At 70.7% G+C, this 26,984-nt stretch carries 19 protein-coding genes; 10 read left to right on the top strand and 9 right to left on the bottom strand.

Annotated features, from left to right (window positions below; genetic code table 11):
* Nucleotides 1-4: 4 nt before the first annotated feature.
* Nucleotides 5-916 (bottom strand): 1-acyl-sn-glycerol-3-phosphate acyltransferase, encoded by a 912-nt coding sequence (locus IT371_20600; GenBank protein MCC6750078.1) that lies wholly within the window; start codon nt 914-916, stop codon nt 5-7.
* Between the two features lie 108 nt (nt 917-1,024).
* Here IT371_20600 and IT371_20605 point away from each other — a divergent pair, with 108 nt between their 5' ends.
* From IT371_20605 to IT371_20625, 5 genes are all read left to right on the top strand, one after another.
* Nucleotides 1,025-1,657, top strand: a complete 633-nt coding sequence (locus IT371_20605; GenBank protein ID MCC6750079.1) for a hypothetical protein — start codon at nt 1,025-1,027, stop codon at nt 1,655-1,657.
* A 13-nt stretch (nt 1,658-1,670) separates the two neighbouring features.
* Nucleotides 1,671-3,200: an ROK family protein gene (locus tag IT371_20610; protein MCC6750080.1), complete on the top strand. Its 1,530-nt coding sequence runs from the start codon at nt 1,671-1,673 to the stop codon at nt 3,198-3,200.
* Nucleotides 3,201-3,390: 190 nt separating this feature from the next.
* On the top strand, nt 3,391-5,373 hold the full coding sequence (locus tag IT371_20615; protein ID MCC6750081.1) for a hypothetical protein: 1,983 nt from the start codon (nt 3,391-3,393) through the stop codon (nt 5,371-5,373).
* Between the two features lie 2 nt (nt 5,374-5,375).
* Nucleotides 5,376-5,996, top strand: coding sequence for a hypothetical protein (locus tag IT371_20620; protein MCC6750082.1), 621 nt, complete (start codon nt 5,376-5,378; stop codon nt 5,994-5,996).
* A 292-nt stretch (nt 5,997-6,288) separates the two neighbouring features.
* On the top strand, nt 6,289-6,963 hold the full coding sequence (locus IT371_20625; protein ID MCC6750083.1) for a hypothetical protein: 675 nt from the start codon (nt 6,289-6,291) through the stop codon (nt 6,961-6,963).
* On the opposite strand, the gene IT371_20630 is transcribed toward IT371_20625, so the two are convergent.
* Nucleotides 6,964-7,542, bottom strand: a complete 579-nt coding sequence (locus IT371_20630; GenBank protein ID MCC6750084.1) for a hypothetical protein — start codon at nt 7,540-7,542, stop codon at nt 6,964-6,966.
* 242 nt (nt 7,543-7,784) lie between these two features.
* Between IT371_20630 and IT371_20635 the strand changes: the two genes are divergently transcribed.
* Nucleotides 7,785-9,113, top strand: coding sequence for an amidohydrolase (locus IT371_20635; protein ID MCC6750085.1), 1,329 nt, complete (start codon nt 7,785-7,787; stop codon nt 9,111-9,113).
* Between the two features lie 13 nt (nt 9,114-9,126).
* On the opposite strand, the gene IT371_20640 is transcribed toward IT371_20635, so the two are convergent.
* Nucleotides 9,127-9,777, bottom strand: coding sequence for a hypothetical protein (locus tag IT371_20640; GenBank protein ID MCC6750086.1), 651 nt, complete (start codon nt 9,775-9,777; stop codon nt 9,127-9,129).
* A 289-nt stretch (nt 9,778-10,066) separates the two neighbouring features.
* Here IT371_20640 and IT371_20645 point away from each other — a divergent pair, with 289 nt between their 5' ends.
* The 4 genes from IT371_20645 (at nt 10,067) to IT371_20660 (ending at nt 18,988) form a co-directional block, all read left to right on the top strand.
* The gene (locus tag IT371_20645; GenBank protein MCC6750087.1) at nt 10,067-11,728 is read left to right on the top strand and encodes a hypothetical protein; all 1,662 of its coding nucleotides are present in this window, start codon (nt 10,067-10,069) and stop codon (nt 11,726-11,728) included.
* A 102-nt stretch (nt 11,729-11,830) separates the two neighbouring features.
* Nucleotides 11,831-14,572 (top strand): PD-(D/E)XK nuclease family protein, encoded by a 2,742-nt coding sequence (locus IT371_20650; GenBank protein MCC6750088.1) that lies wholly within the window; start codon nt 11,831-11,833, stop codon nt 14,570-14,572.
* Nucleotides 14,569-17,907 carry a UvrD-helicase domain-containing protein gene (locus IT371_20655; protein MCC6750089.1) on the top strand — a complete coding sequence of 1,113 codons (3,339 nt, stop codon included), beginning with the start codon at nt 14,569-14,571 and terminating at the stop codon, nt 17,905-17,907. The genes IT371_20650 and IT371_20655 overlap by 4 nt, the downstream gene beginning before the upstream one ends.
* 136 nt (nt 17,908-18,043) lie before the next feature.
* The gene (locus IT371_20660; protein MCC6750090.1) at nt 18,044-18,988 is read left to right on the top strand and encodes a hypothetical protein; all 945 of its coding nucleotides are present in this window, start codon (nt 18,044-18,046) and stop codon (nt 18,986-18,988) included.
* A gap of 55 nt (nt 18,989-19,043) precedes the next feature.
* Here the strand turns inward: IT371_20660 and IT371_20665 are convergent, their stop codons facing one another.
* From IT371_20665 to IT371_20690, 6 genes are all read right to left on the bottom strand, one after another.
* Entirely contained in the window at nt 19,044-19,388 is a 345-nt protein-coding gene (locus IT371_20665) for a hypothetical protein (GenBank protein MCC6750091.1), read from the bottom strand.
* Nucleotides 19,389-19,468: 80 nt separating this feature from the next.
* Nucleotides 19,469-19,936 (bottom strand): hypothetical protein, encoded by a 468-nt coding sequence (locus IT371_20670; protein MCC6750092.1) that lies wholly within the window; start codon nt 19,934-19,936, stop codon nt 19,469-19,471.
* Nucleotides 19,937-20,053: 117 nt separating this feature from the next.
* Complete coding sequence (locus tag IT371_20675) at nt 20,054-20,578, bottom strand: hypothetical protein (GenBank protein ID MCC6750093.1); 525 nt, start codon at nt 20,576-20,578, stop codon at nt 20,054-20,056.
* Between the two features lie 31 nt (nt 20,579-20,609).
* Nucleotides 20,610-23,405: a hypothetical protein gene (locus IT371_20680; GenBank protein MCC6750094.1), complete on the bottom strand. Its 2,796-nt coding sequence runs from the start codon at nt 23,403-23,405 to the stop codon at nt 20,610-20,612.
* Entirely contained in the window at nt 23,402-25,477 is a 2,076-nt protein-coding gene (locus IT371_20685; protein MCC6750095.1) for a hypothetical protein, read from the bottom strand. The genes IT371_20680 and IT371_20685 overlap by 4 nt, the downstream gene beginning before the upstream one ends.
* A complete protein-coding gene (locus tag IT371_20690) occupies nt 25,467-26,801 on the bottom strand; it encodes a hypothetical protein (protein ID MCC6750096.1) in 1,335 nt (444 codons plus the stop codon). The genes IT371_20685 and IT371_20690 overlap by 11 nt, the downstream gene beginning before the upstream one ends.
* Nucleotides 26,802-26,984 lie beyond the last annotated feature (183 nt).

Raw genomic sequence — 26,984 nt, forward strand, 5'->3', positions numbered from 1 at the left:
GAGTCTAACCCCCGACGACGCTGCGCCGCGGAGGCTCGCTCTCCTCGGGGAGCGGGTGGAAGACCGGCCCTCGCGCTGGCCGCGCTCCGAGTCGGGCTCTGAGCGCGCGTTCCACCTCTCCCAGCCGGCCGATCTCCTCGATCACGCGGTCCGCGACGGCCTTCTGGGCGCGGAGGCTGTTGCGCTGCGCGTGGAAGGTCTCGGGCTCGACCGGCCGGCCGAGCACGATGATCACCGGCTCTCCCGTGCCGTCGAAGTTGCCGCGCACCTGGCGGGCCAGATCGTTGCCGAGCCCGTTGATGAACACGGGGAGCACCGTGGGCTCCGCGTCCAGGATGAGCTTGCCGACCCCAGGCTGCGCGGGGAGCAGCGCGTACGGGTCGCCGGTGCGGTTGCGCCGCCCCTCGGGGTGCACGCCGACCACGGACCCGGGCTCCCTCAGGAGCTGCACCACGCGCCGCACGCCGTAGCTGTTGAACTCGCGCTTGTGGGCGTCCCGAAAGATCGGTGGGTACATCGCGAGGGCCGACATGGCGAGGTTCACGAGCACGCCCGCCGGCTGCTCGTAGAAGAAATCCGACCGCACGGGAAAGTAGACGCGCTGGAGCAGCTCCGTCGTGCGGTAGAGCCAGCAGCTCACCACGTACAGGTCGAAGAAGCTGCGGTGGTTGCAGGCGAGGAGCAGGCCCCGCGGGGGTCTCAGCGCGCGCAACTCGTCGAGGCCCACGAGGTGCACGAGGTTACGCGTGCAGTGGTAGACCCACGAGGCCCCGAAGGTGCGCAGGAAGGCATCCGCCGCGGCCTTGGTCGCGGGCGTGCGATTGACGAAGTCCACGAGGGTGAAGGCCTGCCGCTCGAAGGAGCTCAGCAGGGCGAGCTGCGAGGGCGTGGGACGAAGCGGGACCTCCCCGGACATGGCGCCATTCAAGCCGTTCTCGCGAGCTCGCGTCAAGCGGCGCGGAAGGGACCGCGGTTTGCCCGGGTCTCGCGCGGCGTGATAGCGTTCGAGGACGGAGGGCGCACGTTGACCGTCGGAAGCTCGAGGATCGGAAGGGGGGCGCGAGGCGTTGTCCTGCTCGTGGGCGTGCTGGTGGGCGGGTCGGGCTGTCCGGGGAGCACGCCGCGTCTGGACCTACGGGCGGCGGCGGACAGCTACGTGGCGAACCCGCGCCGCGACCAGGGGACCTGGCCCGACGCGTCCGGGGTGCCGGGGGATGGGGCGGCGGGAGGGCAAGACCGCGGCGGCGCGAGCTCCGACGGAGGATGCGTCTGTCCGGCCGGCACCGAGGCTGCGTGCGGCCCGTGCGGGAGCGGTCGGAAGGTGTGCAAGGCGGACTGCAGCGGGTACGGCGACTGCGTCGGGGTGCCCAAGGAGGCCTGCGAGCCGGGGACCAAGGTGGGCTGTCCGAACGGTTGCGGCGAGAAGACCTGCGAGGCGAGTTGCCGCCTCGGGCCGTGCTCTCAGTCGCAGATCAATCAGGGCTACCTCAAGGCGGGGCCGAAGAACTGCTTCTCGTCGAACCACTGCGGCGTCGGGAAGGGGCGCTGCGTGGCCTGCTGGCTGAAGTGCGACGGCGACGGAAATCTCGTCGAGGACGGCTGGTGCTCCGGGGGGAGCTGCACCGCCTGCACCAATCCCAACCCGAACTGCCCCTAAACCCCGGCGGCCCGTGGGAGAGATCCTCGCGCTGGACATCGGCGGCACCACCGTGAAGGTGGGGCGCGTGGGGCCGGACCTGGGGCTGCGCGGTGAGGTCGTGGTGCGGCCGATCCGCTCCTCGGGCTCCGCCGAGGCGATCGAGGAGGATCTTCGATCCGCGGTCGGTGCCGCGATGCGAGGCAACGTCTCCGTCGAGGGGGTGGGTGTCGCGCTGCCCGACCCCGCCGACTACCTGACGGGCACGCTCTGGATGGAGCACAAGCTTGCCGCGCTCAAGGGGCGGAGCCTCGTGCCGCTCCTCGGCGGTCGCGACCGGCCGGTGGCCTTCGTGAACGACGCGGAGGCCTTCGCCCTGGGAGAGGCGGTGCGGGGCGCGGGACAGGGGGGCGGTCGCCTGCTCGCGGTCACCCTGGGCACCGGGTTCGGCAGCGCGTTTCTGGACGGGCTCGAGGCGCTGTCGACGGGGCCGGGGGTGCCGCCGCTCGGCCGGCTCTGGAACCAGCCCTTCGCCGAGGGCCCGGAGACGATCGAAGCGCGCCTCGGTCGTGCGGCGCTCGAGGCCTGCTACGTGGCTCTCGGCGGTGAAGCGGGGGTCTCGCTCGCCGAGGCGGCGGAGCGCGCCCGGCGCGGAGAAGCGGCGGCGCTCGCGCTCTTCGCGGAGCTCGCGGTGCGGCTGGCGCAGGGTCTGGCCTCCCCGGTGCGCGCCTTTCGTCCCGACCGCATCGTGGTCGGCGGAGCGGTGGCGCAGAGCCATGCGCTCTTTCTACCGGCGGCCGAGGTGGCGCTGGCCGAGGCGCTCGGTCACCGGGTGCCCCTCCTTCCATCGGCTCTCGGGCGCGGCGCGGCGCTCACGGGCGCGGCGTGGGTCCTCGGAGAGCGACGGAAGCGTTTCGCCCGGCGGCGCACGATCTACCTGCACGGCTTCGCTTCCAGCCCCGGCTCCACCAAGGCCGTACGCTTCGCCGAGGCCTTCGCGTCTCTCGGAGCGGAACTCGAGGTCCCCGATCTGAACGAAGGGAGCTTCACCGAGCTGACACTGTCGCGGCAGCTCGCGCTGCTCGACCGGCTGACGCAGGGTGCGCCCGACGGGTCGGTGCTCCTCGTCGGCTCCAGCCTCGGGGCGTACGCGGCGGCGCTCTTTGCCGCGCGGAGCCGGCGCGTCGCGGCGCTCGTGCTGATGGCGCCGGCCTTCGAGTTCCTCGACCGCTGGGCGGCGCGTCTCGGGCCCGAGACCCTCGCCGAGTGGAAGCGGGCGGGGACCGTCGAGGTCATGCACTACGCCTACGGCCGACCGCTTCCGATCGGTTACGCGCTGATGGAGGACGCGCGTCGCCACGCGGCGTACCCGGACGTGCGCGTCCCGACGCTGGTCCTGCACGGGCGCCACGACGAGACCGTGGACGCCGAGGTCTCCTCGCGCTTCGCCGCCGAGCGTCCGAACGTGGAGCTCGTGCTTCTCGACGCCGACCACAGCCTCGGCGCGGTCCTTCCCGAGCTGGTGAGGCGCGCGATCGCGTTCCTCGAGCCCTGGCTGGGCTGACCCGCGTTTTTCGTCGCGTCCCGTCGGGCGACGGGGCGGCGAGGCTGTCGCGCCCGTTAGCTTTCTAACGCGGCATTGGTCCAGCCGCTCTCCTCTGACGCCGAGAAAGACGCGCAATCCCGTGGGCCGCGCTGGGCCATCGCGGCTGGTCCTCGCCTTGCAGTGTGGGTCGCACGCATAGGAGGTGTGCATGAGACGAGGATGCGCTTCACGGATCACGCTGCTCGGCGCGGCGTTGCTGTCGATCCCTCTCCCTGCCCTGGGCGCCGAGGGCAACGCCCCACTCCTCGCGACGCCGCAACTCGGGGGCCCTCTCCGGGAGGCGCTGGCGCAAGGACGCGCCCTGCTCCGCGGTCAGCTCGACGGGCTCCGGCCGAAGCAACAGGGGAGCCTCAAGCTGATGAGCTCCGCCACGGAGGTCGAGCTCTCGCGCAGCGTGGGCAAGGTGACGCTGGATCTGGCCCAGCAGAACGTGGCGGTGAGCACGGACCTGACGATCAAGGCCGTGGGGCCGCAGGTCGCGGAGCTCTACCTCTATGCGCCGCCGCTCCTCAACACCGTCGCGAAGGTCAGCGACGCGGGCGGAGAGCTCGTCACGAAGGAGCTCGGCTACGGGGTGCTCGGCGTGACGCTGCGCAAACCGCTCACGAGCGGGCAGACGCTGAGCCTGGCCGTGAGCCAGACCGGGCCGCCGGACTGCAAGGCTTCGTACCTCTCGGTGAAGGGCTGCATGATGTCGCCGAAGATGGCCTACAGCATCGAGTCGGCGTGGCAGCCGATGCTCCTCGACGGCTACAGCAGCGACATCGCCGAGGCCCAGGAGGCGCTGCTCTACGTGACCGTCACCGACCCCATCCTCGTGGCGGCGACGGGGCTGCCGAAGGAGGCGCAGAAGAACGGGAACGGTACGACGACGTATGTCTTCCAGGGAGTGGACGGTGACCGCTTCGCGGTGGCTGCAGCGGCCTACGACAAGGGCAGCTCCGCCTGGGGCGCCGACAAGCAGGTCAGCTCGTTTCTCACCGCGGGGTCCGCGCCGCACGGCGCAGCGTGGCGCGAGGCCGTGCTCGACGTGATGAAGTTCCACAGCGAGCGCTACGGCAGCTACGACCTGCCGAAGATCGACGTGGTGGAGGTGCCCGACGCGGCCGGCGCGGCCTTCGGTCCCTTCTCGGCGATCTTCCTCAACAGCACGCTGCTCAGCCTTGGCGCCACCCACTGGTCCACGCGCACCACGCTGGCGCACGAGCTCGGGCACCAGTGGTTCGGCGGGATCATCCGCATCGGCGAGTCGTACAGCCCCTGGCTCAACGAGGGGTGGGCCACCTTCGCCGAGATGGACTACACCGCGGCGCAGGCCAGCCTCGAGAACAAGGGGGACTACGCGCCGGCGCTGCGCAGCATGAAGAGCACGGCCTACGTCTACATGTCCAAGGCCGGCCAGGACACGCCCGTCACCTCGCCCATGATCTACAAGGTCCCGCAGGAGATGTACGTGCTCCTGACCTACGACAAGGGGGCGATGGTGGTGAGCATGCTGCGCTACCTGCTCGGCGGCGACGCGGCGTTTCGCGCGGCCTTCGCCCGCTACCGCGCCGACCACGCGAGCAAGAAGGTCACCGTGACGAGCCTCCTCGAGTCCTTCAAGGGGGCCACGGGGAAGGACCTCACGCGTTTCGCGAGCAAGTGGATCTACGGCACCGGACACCCCACGTTCACCGTGGAGACCCGGCGCGGCGGCCGCAGCAGCGACGGGAAGTACCGCACCGAGGTCAGCGTGACGGCGGACCAGGACTTCGGCCTGCCCGTGGAGCTCGAGCTCAACACGCTCGACGGGAAGTCGCAGCTCAAGGTGCTGCCGATGGCCAATCTGAAGGAGAGCGTGACGGTCGAGACGGAGAGCGAGGTGCTCTTCGTGCGGGCGGATCCGTCGCGACAGCTCGTCTGCCGTCAGGTGAGCGCGCTGCCGGGCGACGTGCACGTGAACGGCGAGGTGGACGGGCTGGACCTGATCCTCACCGCGCGGGCAGCGGGGCAAACCTACACCTACAAGGGACACTACGGGACGGCCTTCGACGAGTGGGCCGACCTGAACTTCGACGGCATCGTGGACCAGGCGGACCTGGACGTGCTGCTCAAGGGCTTCGGTCGCAAGGCCGGGCAGGGAGGCTAGTCATGTCGCGCATCGTGCGAACACTTCTGACGCGACGGGTGCCGGGGCTGGTCGTGCTCCTCGCGCTCGCCGGCCTGGGCTGCAGCGGGACTCCTTCGGCGGGAGCCGACGCCGGCGCGGGGCAGGACGGCCTCGGCTCGGGGTCGGATGGTGGCGGTGGTAGCGGAGCCTGGGTCTTCGTCCCCGAGGACAACGGGCAGGAGACCTCGGCCGTGGCCCTCGAGCTCGAGGGCGTGAAGGGAGACGAGGCCACGCTGAAGGTGGTCGCGCGCGGGCTCTCCGAGCTGCACAGCGTGGCCTTCCGGCTGGTCTTCGACCCGAAGGCCGTGACGGTGACCCGGCAGGAGCTCGGAGCGGTGTGGGGGGCCGCGCAGGGCCGGATGATCTCGCGTTTCGCCGTGCGGCTCGAGGGCGAGCTATGGGCCGGGATCGGCCACGTGGGCAAGGGGGCCGTGCGAGCCAACGCCGCCGCGTCCGTGGCCCGCGTCACCGTGAAGCTCAGCGGCGCGGGTCCGATCGAGCTTGGCTTTCGGGCCAAGCACAACGCCGCGCTCGCCCCGGCGCTCGGCACCACCTACAAGCCCGTCTGGCTCGGGGGGATGTTCAAGAGGAGCGGGAGCTAGGCGAAAGGGCGGGAGGGGGTGCGAGAGCTGGGGGGAGGGGGTGGGCGAGAGGGCGAGCGGTGGTGGGCGCACGCGGGCGGTCGGGGTGCGTCGGTGCGGCGGGGAGGGTGTTGTTGTTGTTGTTCTGTTCGTGTTTGTTCGTGCAAGGACATCGCCGACTTGATGTCCGACCAGCTCTCTGCTAGTATTGGCCTTATTCATGCTGGCACGAAAACGCAAATCCTCCTCGGTCGATGACCGGTCGTCGGACACTCGTGTGCCAGCGGGTTCTGCGAGGCAGCTTCCACTGCCTATGCGGGAGGCGACGGGGTGGGGCGGGAAGCGCCAGGGGGCCGGGCGGAAGAAACAGCCGGGGAGCGGGCTGCCGCATCGGGCGCGACCGCTCCTCGCGAGCCGGTTTCCGGTGCACGTCACGATGAAGGTGGTGGAGGGGCTACCGAACCTGCGGAGCAAGAAGCAGCTCCGCGCGATCGAAGGCGCGTTCGTGAAGTCCGCGGGGCGGTTCGGGATGAACCTCGCGCACTACTCGATCCAGCAGAACCACCTCCACCTCGTGACCGAGGCCAAGGACCGGAGCGTGCTCATGAAGGGCCTGCGGGCGCTGGCGATCCGCCTGGCGCACGCGCTGAATGGGACCGTGGGCCGCAAAGGGCGCGTCTTTCGGGACCGCTACCATCAGCACATCCTGAAGACGCCGAGCGAGGTGAAGGCCGCCCTCACGTACGTGCTTCAAAATCGACGCAAGCACGAACGCGCGCGGGGCAAGTGGGTCCCGCGGCGGGACCTGGACGCGTGCAGCTCGGCGCGCTACTTCAACGGCTGGAAGGACCTCACGCCGCTTCGCCCCGACGGAGACCCGCCGGTGCGCGAGCCGCGAACCTGGCTCCTCAGGACCGGGTGGAAGCTAGGAGGACTGATTCCTACAAGCGCGGTGCCGGGGTCCCAGGAAAGGCGCGGAGACCGGTAACTACCGCCTACCCGGCATCCTCAGGTCCTGGCGGATGCGCTCGGCGATGGCCGCGGGGGTGAGCTCGGGGAAGAGGGTCTCAATGCCCAGAGTCAGGTTCGAGGGAAAGCGTGCCTGACCGTTCTCCACGCGGACGGTGCCGGGGCCGACCCCCGACCAGTCCTTCCACTCGAGGGTGGTGATGACCCAGTTCCCTCCGTCGAGAAGCTTGAGCTTCGACGCGGTCCGGGTGTGTGCCGGGGCGTCCCCCGAGAGCAGGCGCCCCCGCACCTCGGCCTCGAACGCCAGGACCGGAAAGGCCTCGTGCTCGCGCTTCACGGCGCGCTGGACGGAACGCATCTTGGGCACGAGGGCCAGGGCCTCGCGCAGGTCCTTGGCCCCGGAGACGTAGGCGAGCTGCCGGGTGGCGGACTGCCGGAGGTTCAGCGCGCTGAAGGCCCACCATTTCGCGAGGGACGCGAGCACCTTGGATTGCGGGCGACCCTCGCTGGCCTGGGCCGTCGGAGCTCCGAGCGTGAGACCGAGGAAGAGGGTGAGGCCACAGCAGGCAGCGACGGGGCGGAGGGATGGCGACGGCATGCGGGCAGGCCAGTGCACGGTGCAGGCCAATACTTGCCGCCTCGCGCTCGCGCCGGACTCAGGGGAATTGCCTGATCTTTTGTCGCGGGTGGCGGCGACCGGGGACGCTCGGCCTGGCCAGGCCAGCCACAGGAGCCACTGCTCCGCTTGCCGCCGATGGGCTGGCTTGCCCGTGGTGGGTTGGCTTGCCCCTGGTGGGCTGGCTTGCCCCTGGTGGCCCGTTCCGCTCTATCCTCGCCGCCATGTCCCGCATGCTCATCGAAGGCGCCGATGCCCTGCTCACCGAACCGATGCTTTCCCTGCGCCGAGGCGTGAACCTGGCCCTCGACGGGGGCCGCATCCTGGCGATAGGCGACGTTCCGCCCGGGTTCGTTCCCGACGAGCGCCTCGACGCCCGCGGGCTGCTCGCGCTCCCCGGCTTCTTCAACGCGCACTGCCACGCCGCGATGAGCCTCGTGCGGGGCTTCGCCGAGGACCTGCCCTTTCCGCGCTGGCTGAACGAGAAGATCTGGGTGGCCGAGTCGGCCCTCGAGCCCGAGGACGTCTACTGGGGGACGGCGCTCGCCGCCTGCGAGATGATCCGGGCCGGGATCGTGGGCTTCGCGGACCACTACTTCTTCATGGACCGCGCGGCGCGGGCGGTCGAGGAGTCGGGGCTGAAGGCGCTCCTGGCCTGGTGCCTCTTCGGCCTCGGGCCCGAACGCGAGGTGGGGGGCGCCTCGCTCGAGGAGACGACCGCCTTCGTGCGCGCGCACCACGGACGCGCGGAGGGACGGCTGCGCTGCGCCCTCGGGCCGCACTCGCCGTACATGTGTCCGCCAGAGTTTCTGGTCGCCGTGCGCCGGGAGGCCGAGCGGTTCGGCGTGGGCGTGCACCTGCACCTCTCCGAGAGCGAGGAGCAGGTGCAGGCCTCGCTCGCGCGGCACGGCAGGCGGCCGGTGGCGCAGGTGGCCGAGCTCGGGCTTCTCGACGGGCCGTGTCTCGCCGCGCACTGCATCGCCGTGGACGAGGCGGACCTCGAGCTCCTCGCGCAGCCCGGCGTGCACGTGGCGCACACGCCCAAGACATACATGAAGCTGGCCATGCAGATGGCCCCGCTCTCGCGGCAGCTCGGGGCGGGGGTGCGCGTGGCTCTCGGCACGGACGGACCCGCGTCGAATTTCGACCTGAACCTCCTCGAGGTCATGCGCCTGGCCGGGCTCGTGCAGAAGCTCGCCACGCAGGACGCCGAGGCGCTGCCCGTGGCCACGCTGCTCGCGCTCGCCACCCGCGCCGGGGCCGAGGCGCTCGGGTTTCCCGAGAGCGGCCAGCTCCGCGCCGGTGCTCCAGCCGACCTGATCTTGATCGATACGCGACGGCCCCACTTCGTGCCGCGCCACGACCTCGCCGCGGCCGTGGTCTACGCCGCGCATCCCGCCGACGTTCGCCACGTCTTCGTGGACGGTCGCGCGCTCCTGCGCGACGGCGCGCTCACCACCCTCGACGAGGAGCGCATCCTCTACGAGGCCGAGCGGCGGGCGCTGCGCCTCACGGGCCAGCCGCTGACGCAGCTTCGGCGGTACGAGGGGTGAAGCGCGCTAGATCTTACATCCCGTACGTGGCGAGGGTGCAGCCGCCGATGCGATCCATCTCGGGGGCGCCGGAGCGCTCGCTGCGCGGGACGCAGTAGCGCACGCCCACGTGCAGCGCCTGCGCGGTGAGGGTCAGGCTCGCGGCCCAGAGGGCGGGCTGCAGCTCGGCGTCGGCGCCGTGGATCGTCGCGCCGCCGGAGGTGGAGGGGGTGCGCCCCTCGCGGGCGGGAATGCGCCACTGGCTGTAGGGCAGCGCCTGGAGCGCCTTGACGAGCGCGTCGAGCTGGTGCGCGGGCTTCGTCGGAGCGTCGGGCATCGGGCGGCGGGACCCCATGGCCGAGGCGACCACCGTCGCTTGCACCGGAGGCAGGCGCTCGCCCTGGCCGTGCCCGAGGAGCCGGTCCTTCACCCCCTGCACGCGGGCCATCAGGCTCTGGCCGAGCGCGAGGGTGGTGCCCAGGCGCGGGTGCGGCGCGACGAGCTCGGTGAGCGGCTTCAGCTTCGGCCGCACGAGAGAAAGGAGGCGCTTCAGGCCGCTGTTCGAGGTTTCCTTCGCCGGGGCGGCGTGACCGAAGGCCGGGGCGCTGTCGTCCACGTCGGTGGCGCGCGCCAGGCTCGGGGCGAGGGCGAGAAGGAGGGCACTGGAGATTTGAATCGACCGCATCGGCATCACCTCTGGCGGCCCGGCGAACTGCAACCCGTGTGCCGACTATGACGCCTCCCGTCACGCGATCCACTGCGTGTATTTCCAGTTGCTTACGGTGATCGCGCTGGCCTCGCGACCGCGCTGGGGCCGGCTGTCCAGGGGACACGCTTGTTACGCGGGGAGTCACGACCCCGCCTGGGCGGACCCCGGGACTATTGCCCGTCAAACGCCTGTTCTACTCCTTCGCTGGCGTCGGCGGGGGGGCGAGGTCAGCCCGATCGACGCCCTCAAGGAGAGGCAAGCAGCCATGCGCGCGAGGAAGCTCGAAGCGAATCGCAGGGGCGGGTGGGAGCACGCCGCGGCACGGTCGGCCGCGCTGCTCCTCGTGGGGCTCACCGCGCTCACCGAGCTCACCGGGGCGAGCGGGTGCGGGACGCCTGCGTCGAGCCCCGATGCTGGGAGGACGACCGACGCGAGGGGCGACGCGACCGCGGCCGATCTGGCGCGGGGCGACGCGGTCGGTTCGTCGCTTTGCCCCGGGCCGGGCGCCTCCGAGTGTGCGGGAGAGGCCACGCGCCGCTGCGAGCGTGACGGTCGCGGCGTCCTGCGCTGGAGCGCGCCGGTCCCCTGCAAACCCGGCGAGTACTGCGTGGCGGGCGCGTGTGCGGCGCCAACCGCGAAGCAGCAGCGGTGGGCCTCGGAGCTCGAGGCCTTCGCGACCGCCCTGCGCCAGACGTCGGGCTGGGTCGACGACGTGCCCGTGGACGTGGCCGCACTCGCGGCGGCGGCCAAGTCGATCCTCTTTCACGGTGCCGAGGAGGACGGCGTGATGTTCCGCGCCGCCCGCCGAGTGCTCGTCGGCTTCCCCATCGGGCACGCCGGGCTCGACGCGGGCCTCCGCTGCGGCAAGCCGGACGCCCCGATGAGCGAGCTCTCCACGCTCGGAGTCTGCGCCCACCCCTACCAGGACCACTTCGTCGTGACGCACGCCGAGGCGACGAACCCGCTCAAGCTCGCGCCGGGCGATCGGGTGACGGCCGTCGACGGGCTGCGCGGCAAGGCGCTCGTCGAGGAGCTCTACCTGCGGACCATCTGCGCCGGCAGCACCGCGACCGAGGGGGCGAAGCACGCGCAGGTGGCCGCCTCGCTCTTCGGGGCGCTCGCCCCCGGGGTCACGCTGACGGTGGTCTCCCCGAGCGGAGCCACGCGCACGGTGAAGCTCGAGAAGCCGGGCACGGGGGGCCTCTGGTGCCGCTACCGGGGGGCGCCGGCCGCGCCGCCGGTCATCGCGGCCACCCTGCGCCCCGACGGGGTAGGCGTCATCCGGCTGACCGGCTTCACGCCCGCCGGCGGGTTCAAGGGGAAGACCATGCCCGAGCTCCTGGCCGAGATAGAGGCCTTCAAGAAGGAGCTCGCGGTCGAGTTCGCGAAGGTGAAGCAGGCGAAGGGGCTCATCTGGGACGTACGCGGCAACACCGGCGGCGCCACACCCGTGGGCCTCGCGATCGTGGGCGGCTTCCCCGGCGTGCGCACGACGAAGATCGCCCATTGCGACTCCCGCATCCCCTACAGCGAGCCGCCGGCCTTCTACGGGGGGGAGTCGGCCTTCGACTACGTCGTGGCGCCGGACCCGCTCTTTGCGTTCACGGGCAAGGTGGCGGTGCTCGTGGACGGTCTCGCGGTGAGCGCGGCCGACTACTTCCTGCGGGCGGTGGCCGAGGCGACGAACGTGCCTCGCGTGGGCGCGGCGCCAGCGGGCGGCTTCGGTGGCGGGGTGGTCACGATCGAGGTGAGCCGGGACCCCGCGCTCTACGCCGCCTCGGACACTGCACGCTGCGTCGACGCCGACGGCAAGGCCCTCGAGGGGCGCGCGGTCGTGCCCACCCATCCGCTCGAGTACCGCCCGGCCGACCTCGCGGCCGGCGTGGACACCCTCCTCGAGGCCGCGGCGGCGCTCGTCAAGCCGTGAGCGTCACTGCATCGAGGTGACCGCCAACAGACCGCGAAAGAGTGCTAGGATGCCCTGTCAGTAGGCTGCACGGGACATCATTTCACTAGAGAGGGGGGCGGGATGAGACCGTTGCTCGCTTGGGGGCTCGGCGGCGCGACCTTCGCCGAGGAGGACGAAACCGGAGGTCTGGGCACGCCCATCTGGCCCCCCTCACGCCTGCTCGGGGACCTCGAGCTCCGCTGCGGCCTCCCCGAGCCCGAGGTACCAGAGGCGCTCCGCGTCGACGCTTACGCCACGCGGCTCGAGACCTTGCTTCGGCAACCGACCACCGGCGAGACCCCCTTCTACGCGCGCTCCTTCGCCGTCGATCGCCGCGGGACGGCGCGCGAGCTCCTCGGCTGGCGCGACGAGCTTCGCCTTGCGGGGTGGGATGGCCGAGCGATCTCCGACGGCGGGTCGCGGCTCGGAACGCTGGCAGCGGTCGAGGCGCTCGCGGCGCCGGCGCTGCCCGCCGGGGAGGCCGAGCGTCTGCGAGCCATCGAGGCCGAGCTCGCTCGACCGGGTGCGACCGCGCCCTACGAGGCGCTACGCCTCGCCGAGCCGCGCGCGACCTGGCCCGCGCGCTGGCGCCGGATCTTCGCGTGCCTCGAAGCCGCGGGCTGTACGATCGAAGAGTTGGCGGTTTCGCCCGTACCGGCGGCCTCCTCGGGCTCGGACCTCGCGGCGCTCAAGGCACGCCTCGGCGCGCTCGAGGGCTCCGCGCCCGAGCTCAGGGGCGACGGCTCGCTCCTCGTGCTTCACGCCGAGACGGCCTTCGAGGCCGCGGAGGCCACGGCCGCGCTTCTCGCGAGCCTCGAGACCGACGACGTCGTGGTGATTCGCAGCGGCGAGACGACGTTGCTCGATGCGGCGTTCACCCGCCAGGGCCTCGCCACGCAGGGGAGCACGAGTCCGAACGCCTTTCGCGCCCCGCTCGAGCTCCTGCCGCTCGCCCTCGAGCTCTACTACGCGCCGCGCGATCCGCAGCTCGTCCTGGAGCTCCTCGAGCTGCCCGTCTCGCCCTTCTCCCCGCGCGTGCGTCGCGCGCTGCTCGAGGCCCTCTGCGAGGCCCCGGGCGTCGGGGGTCGTCCCTGGCGCGCGGCCAAGGCGGAGCTCGCCGACGCGTCTTCCGCATCGGCGGCCGGCGGGGTCTCCGCCGAGGAGCTCGTGCGTGTCGAGAGCTGGCTCGAGGCGCCGGGCGAGCCTCAGGACGTCGGCCCCTCGACGGAAGCGCTCCTCCGTCGCCTCGAGGAGGTCACGGCCTGCTTGAAGGCCCGCCTCGCGCGGTGGCCGCTGGATGCCACGGCCCGTGCCGCGCTCGAGCAGGCGCGCACCGCCGACGAGCTCCTCCGGGGGGCCGCGGGGAAGCGCTGGCCGCGGCTCGAGCTGCGGGCGCTCCTCGACGAGGTTCTCCGTCCGACGCTCCTTCGCCAGCGCTTCGAGGAGGCCGGCCGCCTGGCGCACGTCGCGCGGCCGGTGGGCCTCCTTCGACCGCGTGGCACGGTGGTCTTCTGGCACGCCGTGGCGGGCGACGAGGTTTCGGCCGTGCGCTCGCCCTTCCGCCAGGCCGAGCGTCGCGCCCTCGCCACGGCAGGAATCGAGCTCCTCGACCCCGCCGCGCGCCTCCTGCACGAGTCGCGCACCTGGCACCGCCCCGCCGAGCTCGCCACGCGGCGCCTGCTCTTCGTGCTGCCCCGCCGCGGCGCCGGCGACGACCTCGAGCCGCACCCGTTGCTCACCGAGCTTCGCGCTCGGCTCTGCCCCGACGAGGCGAGCTACGCCAAGCTCACGCTCGAGGCGCGCGCGCTGCTCGAAGGCCGGGGCGCTTCCTTCGGCCTCACGCTTCCGACGGAAACGCTCGCACCGCTTCCGCTCCCCGCACAGCGCACGAGCTGGAGCATTCCCACGGGCACGGTCCTGCCCGAGCGGCTCTCCGCTTCCGCGCTCGAGCAGCTCCTCGGTTGCCCGCTCCGCTTCGTGCTCGAGCGCCTGGCGCGCCTCACGAACGCCGGTCCCGCAGCCCTTCCCGAGGAGGTACAGCTTTACGGCACGCTCGGCCATCGGCTCGTCGAGGAGCTCCACGCGCGAGGGGTTTCCGCCACCTCGGACGCGGAGCTATCGCAGCAGGCAGGTCGGCTTCTCGACGTGCTCATCGAGACGGAGGCTGGGACGCTCCTCGCCCCGGGGGCGACGTTCGACCGGCATCACGTGCGCGGCGTGCTGCTGCGGGCCGTAGCGAGCCTGGCCCGGGCCCTTGGTGCCGCGCGGCTCGCGATCGAGAAGGTCGAGCCGCTGCTCGAGGCGCCCTGGCCTCACGGCACGCTCCAGGGACGGCTAGATCTACTGACCCGTACCGAGAAGGGGAGGCCCGCGGTGGTCGACCTGAAGTGGGGGACCTCCACCTACTGCGAGCTCCTCGGGAAGGGCCAGGCGCTGCAGCTCGCCGTCTACGCGGCGCTCGCCGCCGCCGGCGCAGCGGGGGGCAAGCGCGCGGCCGAGCTCGCGCCTGCGGCCTACTTTTCTCTCTCCACCGGCCAGCTCTTCGCTTCTCGCGCGGGGCTCTTTCCTTCCGCGACGGTGCTCGACGAGGTGCCGCTCGAAGAGGTGTACGCGCGCCTCGTCCGCACCGTCGGGGCGCTCGGCCAGCACCTCGCCGAGGGTCACGCGCCGGTGCTCGGGCTCGCGAACGCTACGGCTCTCGCCGAGCACCTCGCGCAGAAGCCCGGAGCCGCCTCGCCGCTCCTCGAACTCGCGCAGGACGACGCCTGCAAGTACTGCCGGGCGCAAACCCTCTGCGGGAAGCACTGGGAGGCGCAACCATGAACGGCTCGACCCCCTCGAAGCGCCTCACCCTTGTCGCTGCCAGCGCGGGGAGCGGCAAGACCCACCGGCTGACGCAGGAGGTGCTCGCCGCCCTGGACCCGCAGGCGGGCGCACCGCTCTCGGTCGACCAGCTTCTCGCGGTGACCTTCACGCGCAAGGCCGCGGCCGAGCTCGCGTCCCGCGTGCGCGCCGCGCTCGTGCGCCAGGGGGCCTTTGTCGAGGCGAGCCGGCTGCCCCTCGCGCTCATCGGCACGGTGCACGCGACCTGTCTCCGGTTGCTGCGCGAGCTGGCCTTCGACGCGGGGCGCTCGCCGCACCTCGAGCCGCTCGGCGACGAGGCCGAGCTCCTCTTGCGGCAGAGCCTCGATGAGGCGCTCCCCCTCGAGCTGGTCGAGCGGCTCCAGACCCTCGCCGATAGGTGGCACGTCGCCTACGATGACCGGAGGCACCGTTCGGGCTGGGTCGGTGTCGTGCGCGAGCTCATGAACCTAGCCCGCGCGAATCGCCTGCGCCCCGAGGCGCTCGACGCCATGGCGAATCGCTCCGCCGAGGGGTTCCTCGCCCTCTTTCCTCCGCCGTCGGGGAAGGCCGAGCGACTCGACGCGGAGCTCGGCAAGGCCCTGCGCGCGGCCGAGGCGGCGCTCGACGCCTTGAACAGTCCCATCAAGCTTACGCTTGACGGCCTCGCTGAGGTGCGTGAGGCACGCCGGCTCTTCGACCTCGGGCCCCTTCCCTGGGCGCGTTGGGCCAAGCTCTCGGAGCTCGACGCCGGCGCAACGGGCCGGACCGCCGTCGCCCCGCTGCACGCCGCGGCGGGCGCGTTCGTCCATCACCCGCGCTTTCACGCCGAGCTGCACGAGCTCTTGGACGGGCTGTTCCAGGCCGCGAGGATGGGGCTTTCGGCCTACGCCGACTGGAAGGCCCGCCACCTGGTCGTGGACTACACCGACATGGTCGACGCAACGCTCGAGCTCCTCGAGCTCCCGACGGCGCGCGAGGAGCTCGCCTCTCGGCTCGAGCTCCTCGTGGTGGACGAGTTTCAGGACACCGATCCCTTGCAGCTCGCCCTCTTCACGCGTTTGCACGCCCTCATCGGTCGCTCGGTCTGGGTCGGAGATCGCAAGCAGTGCATCTTCAGCTTCACCGGCGCCGATCCCGCGCTGATGGAGGCGGTGACCGAGTGGGCCGCGCGCACACACCAGGCCCACGAGCTGCTTCCTTTCAACTATCGCTCCCGGCCGGAGCTCGTCGAGCTCACCTCGGAGCTCTTCGCGCGCGCCTTCGCCCCTCACGGGATGCCGCCCGAGGAGGTGCGCACGCAGGCCAGCCGCGAGACGCCCGCGGCGCTCGCGGCCCTCCCGCCCCTCGGGCTCTGCTCCGTCGACGGGAAGAAGAACGAAACGGTGGCAGCGGGCCTCGCACGCCTCGTGCGGCGCCTCCTCGACGATCCCGAAACCACGCCGGTCCTCGACCCGCGCAGCGGGATCGTGAGGCCCTGTCGCGCGGGCGATCTGGCGGTCCTCGTCCGAAGGAACCAGGAGGCCGATGACCTCGCCCAGGCCTTGAGCCAGCTCGGCGTGCCGGCGGCGATCGCTCGTCGCGGGCTCCTCGACACGCCCGAAGGTACGCTCCTGCGCGCCGCGATCACGCGCACGCTCGACCGGCGAAATCGGCTCGCCGAGGCCGAGCTCGAGGCCCTCTCCGGCTGGATCGGCGCCGAACCCGAGGCCTGGCTCGCCGCGCGGCTCGAAGCGGCGAAGGTCGCGATGAAGGGCGAGAGCCCCGAGGAGTCGCCCACCGCGAGCGGGACCGCGCCCGCGAGCTGTCCATGCGCCTGGGTGCAAGCCGTCGACGCGCTCCGCCCCCAGCTCGTCGAGCTGTCACCGAGCGAGCTCGTGGACCGGCTGCTCGAGGCGCTGGACGCGGGCGAGGCGTGCGCGCGCTGGCCCGAACCGGTCCAGCGGGTCGCGAACCTCGACGCGCTGCGTGGGCTCGCTCGCGCTTACGAGGAGCTCTGCCGCCGCCGCCGGGAGCCCGCCACGCCTTCGGGCCTCCTGCGTTTCTTCGACGAGGTGAGCGAGGAAGATCGCCCCGGAGGCGAGCGGCTCGACGCCCAGCACTTCCGCACCGGCGACGAGGTCGTCACGATCTCGACCTACCACCGCGCCAAAGGGCTCGAGTGGCCGGTGGTCGTGCTCTCGAGCCTCGACGCCGCGCCCAAGGACAAGACCTTCGGGCTGAGCGCGGAGTCCGACCGCGCGACCTTTGACCCCGAGGATCCGCTCGGCGGGCGATGGATCCGCTACTGGCCCCAGCCCATCGCCGGGGAGGCGCACAAGGCCCTCGCCGCGAGGGCCGGGACGACGGCCGTCGGGCAGCGCGCCGTGCGCCTCGAAACGCAGGAGCGCCTACGCCTGCTCTATGTCGGCTTCACACGAGCGCGCGACCATCTCGTCCTCGCGCTGCGCGAGAGGAACCTCAAGCAGGGGCGACGGCGCTACGCGACCTGGCTCGAGGAGCTTCGCGATGCAAAGGGCGCCCCCCTGCTCGAGCTGCCCGAGCCGGGGGCGGCCGGCGCCGCGACGGTTACGCTCCCATCCGGTACGACGATCCCCGCGCGCGCCTGGGACCTGGTCGCGGACCCAGCAAAGGACGCCCGCACGCCCGCGCCGAGCTCGCCCCCGCGTCGCTTCGCCGGACGCCCTGGACCCGGGGCGCGGCCGAGCTATCGCATTTCGCCCTCGAAGGCCCGCGAGGATTGGCCGAGCCTCCCCACGGCGACGGTCCTCGCCGCCCACGACCTGGGTGCGCGCCTCGGCTTTGCGCCGAGGGAGGACGAGGAGTGGACCGAGCTCGGCACCCTGGTCCACGCCCTCTTCGCCGCCGACCCGGGTCCCCGCGCGGTGGAGGAGCGCCGCCGCAGGGCCACCCGCCTCATCGACGCGGCGGGCTTTTCGGGCCGCCTCGACCTCGCCGAGCTCTTCGCGCAGGCCGACGCGCTCGCCCGCTACCTCGAGGCCCGCTGGCCCGGGGCGCGCTCCCGCCGCGAGCTCCCCGTCGTCGCGCTGCTCTCGCACCCCGCCGGCACGCGCCGCCTGCAGGGGACGATCGATCTCTTGCTCGAGACCCCCTCGGGCGCCGTGGTCCTCGACCATAAGTGCTACCCAGATAAGGGAGAGGCCGGCTGTCGCGCGCGCAGCGACGAGCTCTCGCCGCAACTCGTGGCCTACGCCACCGCGCTCCGTCGCCTGGGCCGCGAGGTCCCGACCGGGCTCTTGCACTTCCCCCTTAGCGGCTACTGCCTCGAGCTCGAGCTACCGCAGGTGGGGCCTTGAGGGCGGGCGCTCGAGCTACTCGGGAGCCTCGTTGCGCGGCGAGGAGAAACATGCGCTCTCGTCACTCAATTCCGACGACACGCACCACCCTTCTAGCCTCGCTGGAAACGCTACGGAGGTGATCGTGAGGTACGTCTTGGCCGGCGACAAGGGACAGCTCATCATCGACTGCGAGGACATCTTCACGTACTGGCGCGACGAATGTTCAGTGCGGGGGAAGATCGTGGCGCTGTCCGGCACAGCGGAGTCGTTCCACTACGAGGTCACCCGCCGATGCTGCTCAGGTGCCCCGTCTCGGAGGGGAGCGCGGGGATCCTGCTGCGAGTCCGCTCATCCGCCCGGCAAATACGTCATCCTCCGGCAGGTGGAGGGGCGGGCAGGCCGCGCGAAGGGCTGCGACGGTCAGCCTGAGGGAATCGTCGTGGCCGAAGGAAAGGGCGGCGTGCTGTGGAAGTTTCGTGAAATGGCACGCTTCACCGCGAGGAAGCCGTTTCACCCCGTCACCGAGCCGTGCTGTGCCCCCGGCAAGAGGCCGTCCAAGGGGGATCAGGGACCCGCCGCGTGTGGCGCCTTTCCACCCGGCGAGTACCTCGTGCTTCGCCTCGCCGACGACTGGAACCGTGCCGCCTACATGAGGACCGTGCAGCAGGCGATCGGCGGCGACTGCGTCGTCCGCTATCGCGAGGCTCGCGGGGGGGCCCGAGCCAAGTTCGTGCTCGAGCCTCAAGGTGGGGACATCCACGTCCTGCACGATGGCTCGACGCTTGGATGGATCTGCGGCGACGGCACGTGTCTCGTCTGCTCGATCGTCGTGGACATGACGGAGAGCGGCGATCCGGAGGGGCTTGCGCCGGGTGTCGCCCGCGACGCCCTTCACGATTCCCTCAAGCCGTGGAGAGAGAGGGGCTACGACGAGGACGTCCACGGCAGCGATTGGGACACGGCGTCGAGAATCTACTCCGGGTTGGTGAGCCGCAAGATCGAGACCCCCAAAGACATGGCGCGCGAGATCCGATGGGCATCGAAGCAAGACACCGTGATCTGGATGGGCCCCGACCTGAACACGTCGAAGCGGGGCTGAGTACGGCGGGGCCCCTCACGACGCCGGCCCTTCAGTGGTTCGTCGCCGCCGCGTGCTATCGAATAGGCTGCATACTCCTTTCCTCCTCGGAGAGACCGGAGTCGGTCACTTCCGTCGCCGATTCGAGGCGAAAGAGCTCGTAGGCCTTGTTGTGTGGTGCGCGAAGCCTCCAGATGGACCCCGTCTTCGGCATGGACGGCACCTCCACGTCGACGTGCGTGGCCATGCCCTCGTAGACGTGGGGTGGGAAGAAGATGCGGAGAACGCGCGCATCCTCGGGCGCGGCCTCCACGCGCCACCACAGCGTCCCCTGAACCAACTCCTCGCACCAAACGCGGAACTCGGCGTCCTCGAACGCTGCGCCGTCGTCTATCCGCCGGAACACGAGGAACGAACGCATGCTGTGGCCAGCGTACGGAGGCACGTGCTTCAGGTGGCATCGTGTCCACCGCGACGGCGTTGGAATCGGCTGTGGGTCACTCATGGCCGCACCATCCGACGCAGGCGCTCCACGATCTGCAGCATCACCTCGGTGTCGCGGGAGCCGTAGTGCTTCAGGGCCACGCGCAGAGCGGCCCTCTCGGCCCTCGAGCAGTCGCCGTGCTCGGCGTGCACGAGGCTCTGCGCGGCAGTTTGCCTGTCGGCGATGGCGAGTTCGTCGTCGCGGTGGCTGTCGGTCAGCGGAAGCCACGAAGAGATGGCCACGAGGCGTGGCACGCCCTTCGAGCGACGGGTCGACGGCCCGGCGGCAGCCCGACGGAGACCGAACACGCTCCGCGCAGGCAGGTGAGCCCAGCATTCGACCATGAGTGGGTAGGCGAACGGGGCGTAACAGTGCAGCCCCACCTCGACCTCGGGGCAGGCCATGTCGCCAAGGACCTTCAGCATGCGCCGAACGCGCCGGCCTACCCGCGGCACGACCGGTCGGGTTTCTCCCATGACGTCCATGCCCTTGAATGCCTTCTTTGGCTCGACTTGGCGCTTTCTCCCAAGCCCGGGTCCTTCGAAGCCGTTCACTGTACTAGCCTCCGACGCGAGCGCGCTCATCGGGCGGCCGCCGTCGCCTCACGCCATATGTGGTCGAGTGCGGGCAGGTAGTCCTTCCCGAAATCCAGCCGGGCCCGTCGTTACCAAGAAGCCGCCTCGTGAGAGCTGCTCCCGCATCGGCTGGGTGAGCCGCAACGCACGGTCCGGACCGCCCAGATACCTGCCCAGCCCGTCGAACGCGATGCCACCTCGGAACGTCACCGGCGCGGCACCCAGCACGTGACAGGTCCACGACCCACCTTCCTCGCCGACATCCAGGTCCACTCCCAGATAGCCGCACATCATGATCTCGGTGGCGCCTTGGATCTCGCGACGCCACGAGGACCGCCAGAAAGCCAACCGGCCCATCACGCTCCGATCCTGCAGGTCTGCCTGCCAGTCGCCCTCGAGGGCCGCATCTATCCACGCACGAACATGGTCGCTCAGAGCCTTCCGGACCACCTGCTCGAGCTCGTCGGCGGCCGTCAGTACCTCTCTCGTGCCGTCGAAATCTCGGAGCAGGCGGAGCTGCAGCTCATTCAACATCCTGGGCATGTCGTCCATCCTAAGGTTCTGAGTTCCCCCGACCCGGGCCCTAAGCGTCGTCCGCCGGCGGAGAGAAGTCCGGGCTCGCTGCTCTGACGCGCTCCCGGAGCGTCTCCGGTATCCGCTCCAGCGCCGACTCGTCGAGAAGCTCGCCGAAGAGCTGGGCCCTCAGGCTGCGGCGTCGCTGCTCGAGCACCCGCGCCTGGTACTCGTCGTAGGTGCCCTCGAACACCACCGACTCCACCTCAATGAGCGGCATCTCCTCGGCCGCGCCAGTCTTCAACCAGGCTTCGGCGCGTTCCTGCCAAAGACTCCCAATCCGGTCCACACGGCCGATCTGCTGCTCGACGACCGCGGGATTCCATTCCGGGTGAAAAAGGACCACGCGCCGGCAGGCGGTGTGCAGGTTGAGCCCCTCGCGCCCCACGGTGCTCTGGGCGATGAGCACCCGCGGAAATGCCGCTCGCGTGTTGAACTGCGCCTGCAGGACGCGACGCCGCTCCATCGGCATCTCGCCGCTCATCAGGCGCGCGAAGTTGCTGAGGCGCGTTCCGCTTCCCTCGTACTCGTCCTCGATCAAGTGCTCGAGCTGTTTCGGACTCAAATGGTCCCCTCGGCGGTCGAGCTCTCTCCATTCCGCCGCCTTCTTCTCTCCAATCTCTTCGTCGACGTGAAACTCGGTCTCCGCCTCCTCCTCCGCGTCGGGATCGAGAACCTCGATCTGGCAGCTCAAGATCTCCGCCCAGATCTCCTTCGCACGGCGTGGTGCCTCGGCTCCTCGTTCGAGCGCCAGATCGCGTCCAGCCCCGAGGAGCCGGGCGTCGGCGGGGTTGCTCAACCACTCGTTCAACACGCGCGCGCGAAGCAGCTCGGCCAGCGCTCGGCGGCTTTTCTTGGTCAGCCGAGAGATGGCCGCGTCCCCCGGGAGCTCCGGAAGTAGCTCCTCGGTGATGTGTCGCTGTAACCCGTCGCGCAGGCTCTCGTAGCGCCTGCCCGCCGACGCCAAGAGTCGCTCGAGCTCCTCGCGGTCAGCGAGTTCCACCGCCAGCGCGCCGGAAAAGGGTGGGACCCGTGCCCCTTCGCGGGCCGAACGCTCCTTGACGCCCTCGTACTCGGCCCACAGCGCCTCCAGCTCGTCGCGGGCGGCCTTCGCCGCCGGGACCGGTACGCCCCGATCCAGGAGCCGCAGTGCCGCGCGGTGGTTGAGCACCGTGCGTAAGGCCTTCATGGGTTGCAGGAAGACACCAAAGACGAGCACCTTCTCGTCGGCGCCGGCCTCGCTCCAGAGCAGTCGCTCCAGGTGGTCGGCCACCGCCACGACCCGCGGATGCTTCAGCAGGAGCTCCTCCACCTCGCGCCCGCGCGACAGCCCTTGTAGCTGCTCCCCAATGAGCCGGCGCCAGAAGGCCATCCGCTGGCGCTTGCCGCGCAGCGCGTCGTCGCCCGGCTCGGCGGGCGCCGGAGAACCCGATGAAGCGCCGGCCCGCTCGCTCCCGTCGAGGTCGCGCCCTAGATGACCGCTCGCGTAGCGGAGGTCCCGCTGACGATCTCGACTTCCCTCGACCCCCGCCCCCTTCGCTGCCTTGCCCAGCCCTTCCAGCGCGAGGACGATGGGCTTCCATGCCTCGTCGATGCCCTCGTAATCGATGGCGAGATGTCCGAGCCGCCGATGAGCGTGCGCGCGAAGCTCGCTCGCCGCGCCGAGGAGCGTCCGCATCTCCTCTTGATGGACCCGCCGGCGTCGCGTGACGTGGGGCCGGAGCGCCGCTTGGAAGTTTCCGCTCGAGGCGATGAGCTCCTGAATCGCAGCCGACTGATCGGGATGTCGATGCGCGGTGGCATGTGCCTTGGAAAAGGCATCGATCTCTTCGTCGGGTCGCGGGCGCGTGCCGATACGGTCGAGCGTGGTGCGCCACTGGTCGGCACTCAGTTCGACGGGGGTCGCCGTCAGAGCGAGTCTTCGATTGTCGTTTCCTTGCGGTAGGAGCTCCGCGAGAAGCCTCCCGAGGACCTTCGTGGGCTCGTCGCCGTCGTCCCGGCTCTTGTGCGCCTCATCGATCACCACGAGGTCGAGCCCGCCGATCAGCTCGCGCATCAGCAGCGTGGTCAGCTTGCGACCCTCCTCGCCGGCCGCATGGTCTCGAGCCGCCTCGGGGCTCTCTAGCATGGTGCGTGGGAGGTCCTTGAGGTGGGCCCGCACGGCCGCGCGTCCGGCGAGATACTGCGCCGCCGCCCGCTCGATGCACCACCGGCACTCGGTCTGTTCGTGGTCTGCCGGTTTCTCCAGCTCCCAGCACGCGTTCGCGGAGGCCACCCACCTCCAAAGGTTCGTCTTTCGCGGGCGATCTGCCTCGCCGAGCTCGAGCAAATGCGCCTTCACGAGGCTCGCCAGATAGAAGCGCCAAGGTCGCGAGTTGGACCGCACCGCCGGAGCTCCGAAGGTGTGCGAAAAGAGGAGCCATCTGCCGCGCTTCGCGACCGGAAACTGGGGCGCCCCCGCTGCCTCGAAGAGATCCGCGTACCCACGCAGCAGGAGCGGACCCTCGACTCCCTCGCCGCCCGGCCGCTGCTGATAATCGCGCCACTCCTTGTCCCACTGGTAGAGCAAGCCGGGCGGCACAACCGCCGCCACGCGGCCGCCATTGGCCTGAACCGCCTCGATGAAGGCCAGGGCGAGGCGCGTCTTGCCGAGCCCCACTTCGTCGGCAATGAGAGCCCCAGTCTGCTGCGCGACTCGACCCGCGAGAAATCTCAAGCTTCGCGCCTGCCCGAACTTCCAGCTCCGCGCGGGATCGCAGGCTATCTTTTCGAGACAGGCGGCGACCTCGCTCCACGAGACGGTCATGGCATCCTCCCCCCATCCGACGGCAGGAGCGGTCGCGCGGGCGTCGCCCACGCAGCCTCGACCTCCCGAAGGAGCACCTCGTAGTCCGACGTCGGAGCTCGAGGGGCAAATCCGGGCTCCGCGTGCAGCGGCGCCAGAACATTCCACCCCAGGCTCGCGAACGCCTTTGCGGCTTCCGGCTGGAGTTCCTCGAGCAGCACCTGACGGAGGTGCGCCACCCAGTCGGGCATCTGACCGGCTTCGACGCGCTGGTTTCCCTCGGCGAGGGCCTCGACGAGGGCCATGGCGCGATGGATCGGGAAGGCCTCGCGGGCCCTCCTGAGCTCCTCCGTCTCGTCCTCGCCATGCGACTGGAACGGCGGCCTGTCGCCGTCATCCCCCCCATCCCCCCTTCGCGCAGGTTCTTCCGCCTCGTCATCCCAGGCCTGGCCGGGGAAGTCGGCGAGCCGTGCCAGCACCTCGTCAAACCCGCGCCGTTCCGCTGGCGGACGACAGTAGTCCCCGGCGGCGGTAAACACGGATAACTCCCAGCGCTCGTTGCCCCGCAGCAGGTTCACACGGCCGACGCGCGGCGCCTCGGGAGGGACGGCCACCGTCTCGGCCGTGGCGTCGATCGGGATCACGACGGCCCCCCACCGCAGCTCGCACCCTTCACGGTCTTCACCGGCAAGCCACTCGAGAGCGAGCTTCGATTGCTGCGCGTCCCAGGTCAGGCCCACGAGCGGTGGCGGTCGCTGCTGCAGCTCGGGCTTCGTCTCGGCTTCTTCGCCGGTTCGCTCGACATCGAAGTCCTCGAGGGCGGCTTCCTCCTCCGGGTGAATGCCGAGCGACGCACAAAGAATCCGCTCGTCCATATCCTCCGTCTCGAGTACTACGCCAGCCTCGACGTTCCCGTTTGCGCCAGGGGAAAGGGCAAAGCCTTGCAGGCTCAGGTTACCCGACCCGAGATAGAGCAGGCCGCTCGTGCAACGCTCTCCGCAGCGACCGACGAAGACATACTTGGCATGCAGGCGAGCCGGCTCGCCGGACCCGCCCTTCCCCCGCCGACCCTCCTCGGCGGATCGCCAGGGCCTGCAAATCGTCCAATCCAGCGCGTCTTCGTCCGTCGCCGAAAGCCACACGCCAACGGCCCCCGCCGTTTCGGGATTGACGGCGAGCCACCTGTCCTCGGGCTTCAGCGTTTGAGCCAGCACCTTCGCCTCCTGCAGCTCGGCGCAGAGCCTCGTCAGCACCTCGGGGGGCCCCGACTCTCCCTCCCGCGCGTTCTCGAAGAATCCTGACCCGCAGAAAAGGAGGTTTCGCCCTCGCGTCGCCTCGCCGCGCGGCACCCCACGCCTCTCGAAGCTGCGGATCACCTGCCGTCCGATGGAGCCCTTGAGAAACGTGCTCGGCGCACTGCTCTTTGCGGCCGGAGGTGCCGTGAGTGTGGAGATGAACCTCGCGTCTCTCGCGTCCGCGGCCGCTCGATCGTCCTCGGACGTCAGGCCACACCGCGCAAGGAGCGCGTCAACCCGCTGCTGCGCGGCTCGCGGCAGCGCGTAATACCCATTCCCGCCCGCTGCATCCGAGAGCAGCGCGCGAAAGAAGCGCGCGGTCTGCCGCAGATCGCGTTCGGCGTCCCGCGCGTCGGCGCTCCGCGTGCCTAGCCGAAGCTCGCAGGTCCAGACGAGGTTCAGCTCGTGGTTCGCCGCCCCGAGCGTCCAATTGCCCGTTGAGACTACAAGTCGTAGGAAATCCGGCTCGCCCGTCCGCGAGGGACCGAAGCCAAGGAGAGCCACCTTCGCGTGCAGGAGCTCCGTCTTTTCCGGCCATCGGTGGGGGTGTCCCTGCTCGAGCCCGGCGATCGGCGGCAAGCGCGGGTCTCGCGGGTCGGTCAGCAGCACGATCGCGAGCTGCCCGCCGCGGGCGCGGGCCTGAGGACCGAGGCCGGTAAAGCGCTCGAGGGCGGCCTCGATGTAGCGCGCGTTCGCGCTGAGGGCGCAACACAATCCGAAGACGCCCTGCCGCTGCTCGTCCGGCGGGGCAAAGAGATCGACGTAGCTCGAATGACGCCCCTCGGCGCTAGCTGGCATGACAGTCCCTCCAGAGCCCGTGCAACTGCCGCAGGCGAGGGGTGATCGCCCCACGGATCTCTGCCGCCTCGTCATCCTCGGCGTCCACGGCGAGCTCCTTGTGCGAGGCGAAGAGCTCGCCGCGTTCGATGCGACCCGCCCCCGGGCTGCGGAGGATCGCGCCGTCTCGCGCGACGAGCTGCTCGATCCTTCGCGCAGAGTCGCCCGTCTCACCGAGCGCGTCGCAGATGTGCAGCGCCTCGGGGTGCGACCGACCGTGGCCGCGCGCACACCTCCGATAGTCCTCGAAGGCGGCCAGTAACCTTTCCTCGCCCGCGCGGACGCGCTCATCGGGAGCCAGTTCGCTCGCCGGGGCCACCTCGCGCTGGTCTTCGGCGAGGGCCTGCGCCACCGCGTGCACGAGGCGCCTCGCGGCCCCGAGGACCTCGCCGAAGGCACGAGCGACCTCGAGCTCGGCCACCTGCGCCGCGTAGCCCGAGACTCGCAGCCTCTCCACGAGCGCCGCGTGCAAAGGGGGAAGGCCATCGGTCCCCTGTAGCACCTCGAAGGCGTCCAGCAGATGGGATCGGCGCTCGGGATCGGTCCCCGGAAGGTCGCCCCGCGTCGTTGCCTGGAGGCGCGCAAGAACGAGCGCCCCCTCGTCGGGGCCCCCGGCGTTCGCAAACTTGGCCCATCGCGGGCTCAGGGCACGGCCGGCAGTGTACGCAGTCCTTCCGAGATTTCTCGCACCACCGACCCAGTCGAGGAGCTGTTTGCTCAAGCGGGCTTCCCCTCGGCCGGCAACCTGCGAAAGAAAGAGCTTTGCGAGCTCGCGACCGTGCGCCGAAAGTTTCATGCCATTGAAAAGGCGACTTCCCGTGGTGAAACCCAGTCCGCCTTCATCGGCCAAGGCCGCGACGGTGGCCTGCCGGTACGTGTTTTGGACGTAGTACCGTGCCTGACACAGCTCTGCGAAGGACCACGCGTCCGGTTCTTGCGGGAAGGCGCGCACGCCGAGCACCCGCTCGCGACCCACCCCCTCGACTTCCGACGCCCACGCGTGCTTGCAGGCCAAGGCTTCGATCGCGTTTGCGACGCGCGCCGGGGAAACGTGGCACTCCTCGGCGATCGCCAGACCGGCGACGGCCCAGGAGATCTGCCGTACGAACCGAACCCCGCCGATGCCCGGGACCTGGAGCTCGCGATAGAAGCGAACGGCCGCCCCGAGCCCGAGCGTCAGACTTGCCCGGCGTGGAGGGACCTCGACGCGCGCCGGAATGAACCAACGCGTCTGCACATGGTCGTCGTTTTGCTGCATCGTCGCCCCCGCTGGATGGTGACGCATTATAGCCCCTTTCTACCGCACATAACACCTGCGCGATGGGTTGTGCGTCGTCGGCGGAAGCCGCTGGCGCGGCGGCTGCGCGCCTGTCTGCGGATACACTAGAGGACCTGTGTGCAGAAATAGTGCACACGCGCTCTTTCCTTTGCTCGGGCTGCAAGTGATCCCACAAGGGGTTGGGGGGGG

It is taken from the genome of Deltaproteobacteria bacterium, assembly GCA_020848905.1.
Lineage (GTDB): Bacteria > Myxococcota_A > Polyangia.

Coding starts and splice junctions, on each gene's coding strand:
- IT371_20675 (MCC6750093.1), bottom strand. CDS start 20,578: ATGGACGACATGCCCAGGATGTTGAATGAGCTGCAGCTCCGCCTGCTC.
- IT371_20630 (MCC6750084.1), bottom strand. CDS start 7,542: ATGCCGTCGCCATCCCTCCGCCCCGTCGCTGCCTGCTGTGGCCTCACC.
- IT371_20645 (MCC6750087.1), top strand. CDS start 10,067: ATGCGCGCGAGGAAGCTCGAAGCGAATCGCAGGGGCGGGTGGGAGCAC.
- IT371_20685 (MCC6750095.1), bottom strand. CDS start 25,477: ATGCCAGCTAGCGCCGAGGGGCGTCATTCGAGCTACGTCGATCTCTTT.
- IT371_20650 (MCC6750088.1), top strand. CDS start 11,831: ATGAGACCGTTGCTCGCTTGGGGGCTCGGCGGCGCGACCTTCGCCGAG.
- IT371_20655 (MCC6750089.1), top strand. CDS start 14,569: ATGAACGGCTCGACCCCCTCGAAGCGCCTCACCCTTGTCGCTGCCAGC.
- IT371_20635 (MCC6750085.1), top strand. CDS start 7,785: ATGTCCCGCATGCTCATCGAAGGCGCCGATGCCCTGCTCACCGAACCG.
- IT371_20665 (MCC6750091.1), bottom strand. CDS start 19,388: ATGCGTTCGTTCCTCGTGTTCCGGCGGATAGACGACGGCGCAGCGTTC.
- IT371_20680 (MCC6750094.1), bottom strand. CDS start 23,405: ATGACCGTCTCGTGGAGCGAGGTCGCCGCCTGTCTCGAAAAGATAGCC.
- IT371_20690 (MCC6750096.1), bottom strand. CDS start 26,801: ATGCGTCACCATCCAGCGGGGGCGACGATGCAGCAAAACGACGACCAT.
- IT371_20615 (MCC6750081.1), top strand. CDS start 3,391: ATGAGACGAGGATGCGCTTCACGGATCACGCTGCTCGGCGCGGCGTTG.
- IT371_20620 (MCC6750082.1), top strand. CDS start 5,376: ATGTCGCGCATCGTGCGAACACTTCTGACGCGACGGGTGCCGGGGCTG.
- IT371_20600 (MCC6750078.1), bottom strand. CDS start 916: ATGTCCGGGGAGGTCCCGCTTCGTCCCACGCCCTCGCAGCTCGCCCTG.
- IT371_20625 (MCC6750083.1), top strand. CDS start 6,289: ATGCGGGAGGCGACGGGGTGGGGCGGGAAGCGCCAGGGGGCCGGGCGG.
- IT371_20640 (MCC6750086.1), bottom strand. CDS start 9,777: ATGCGGTCGATTCAAATCTCCAGTGCCCTCCTTCTCGCCCTCGCCCCG.
- IT371_20670 (MCC6750092.1), bottom strand. CDS start 19,936: ATGGACGTCATGGGAGAAACCCGACCGGTCGTGCCGCGGGTAGGCCGG.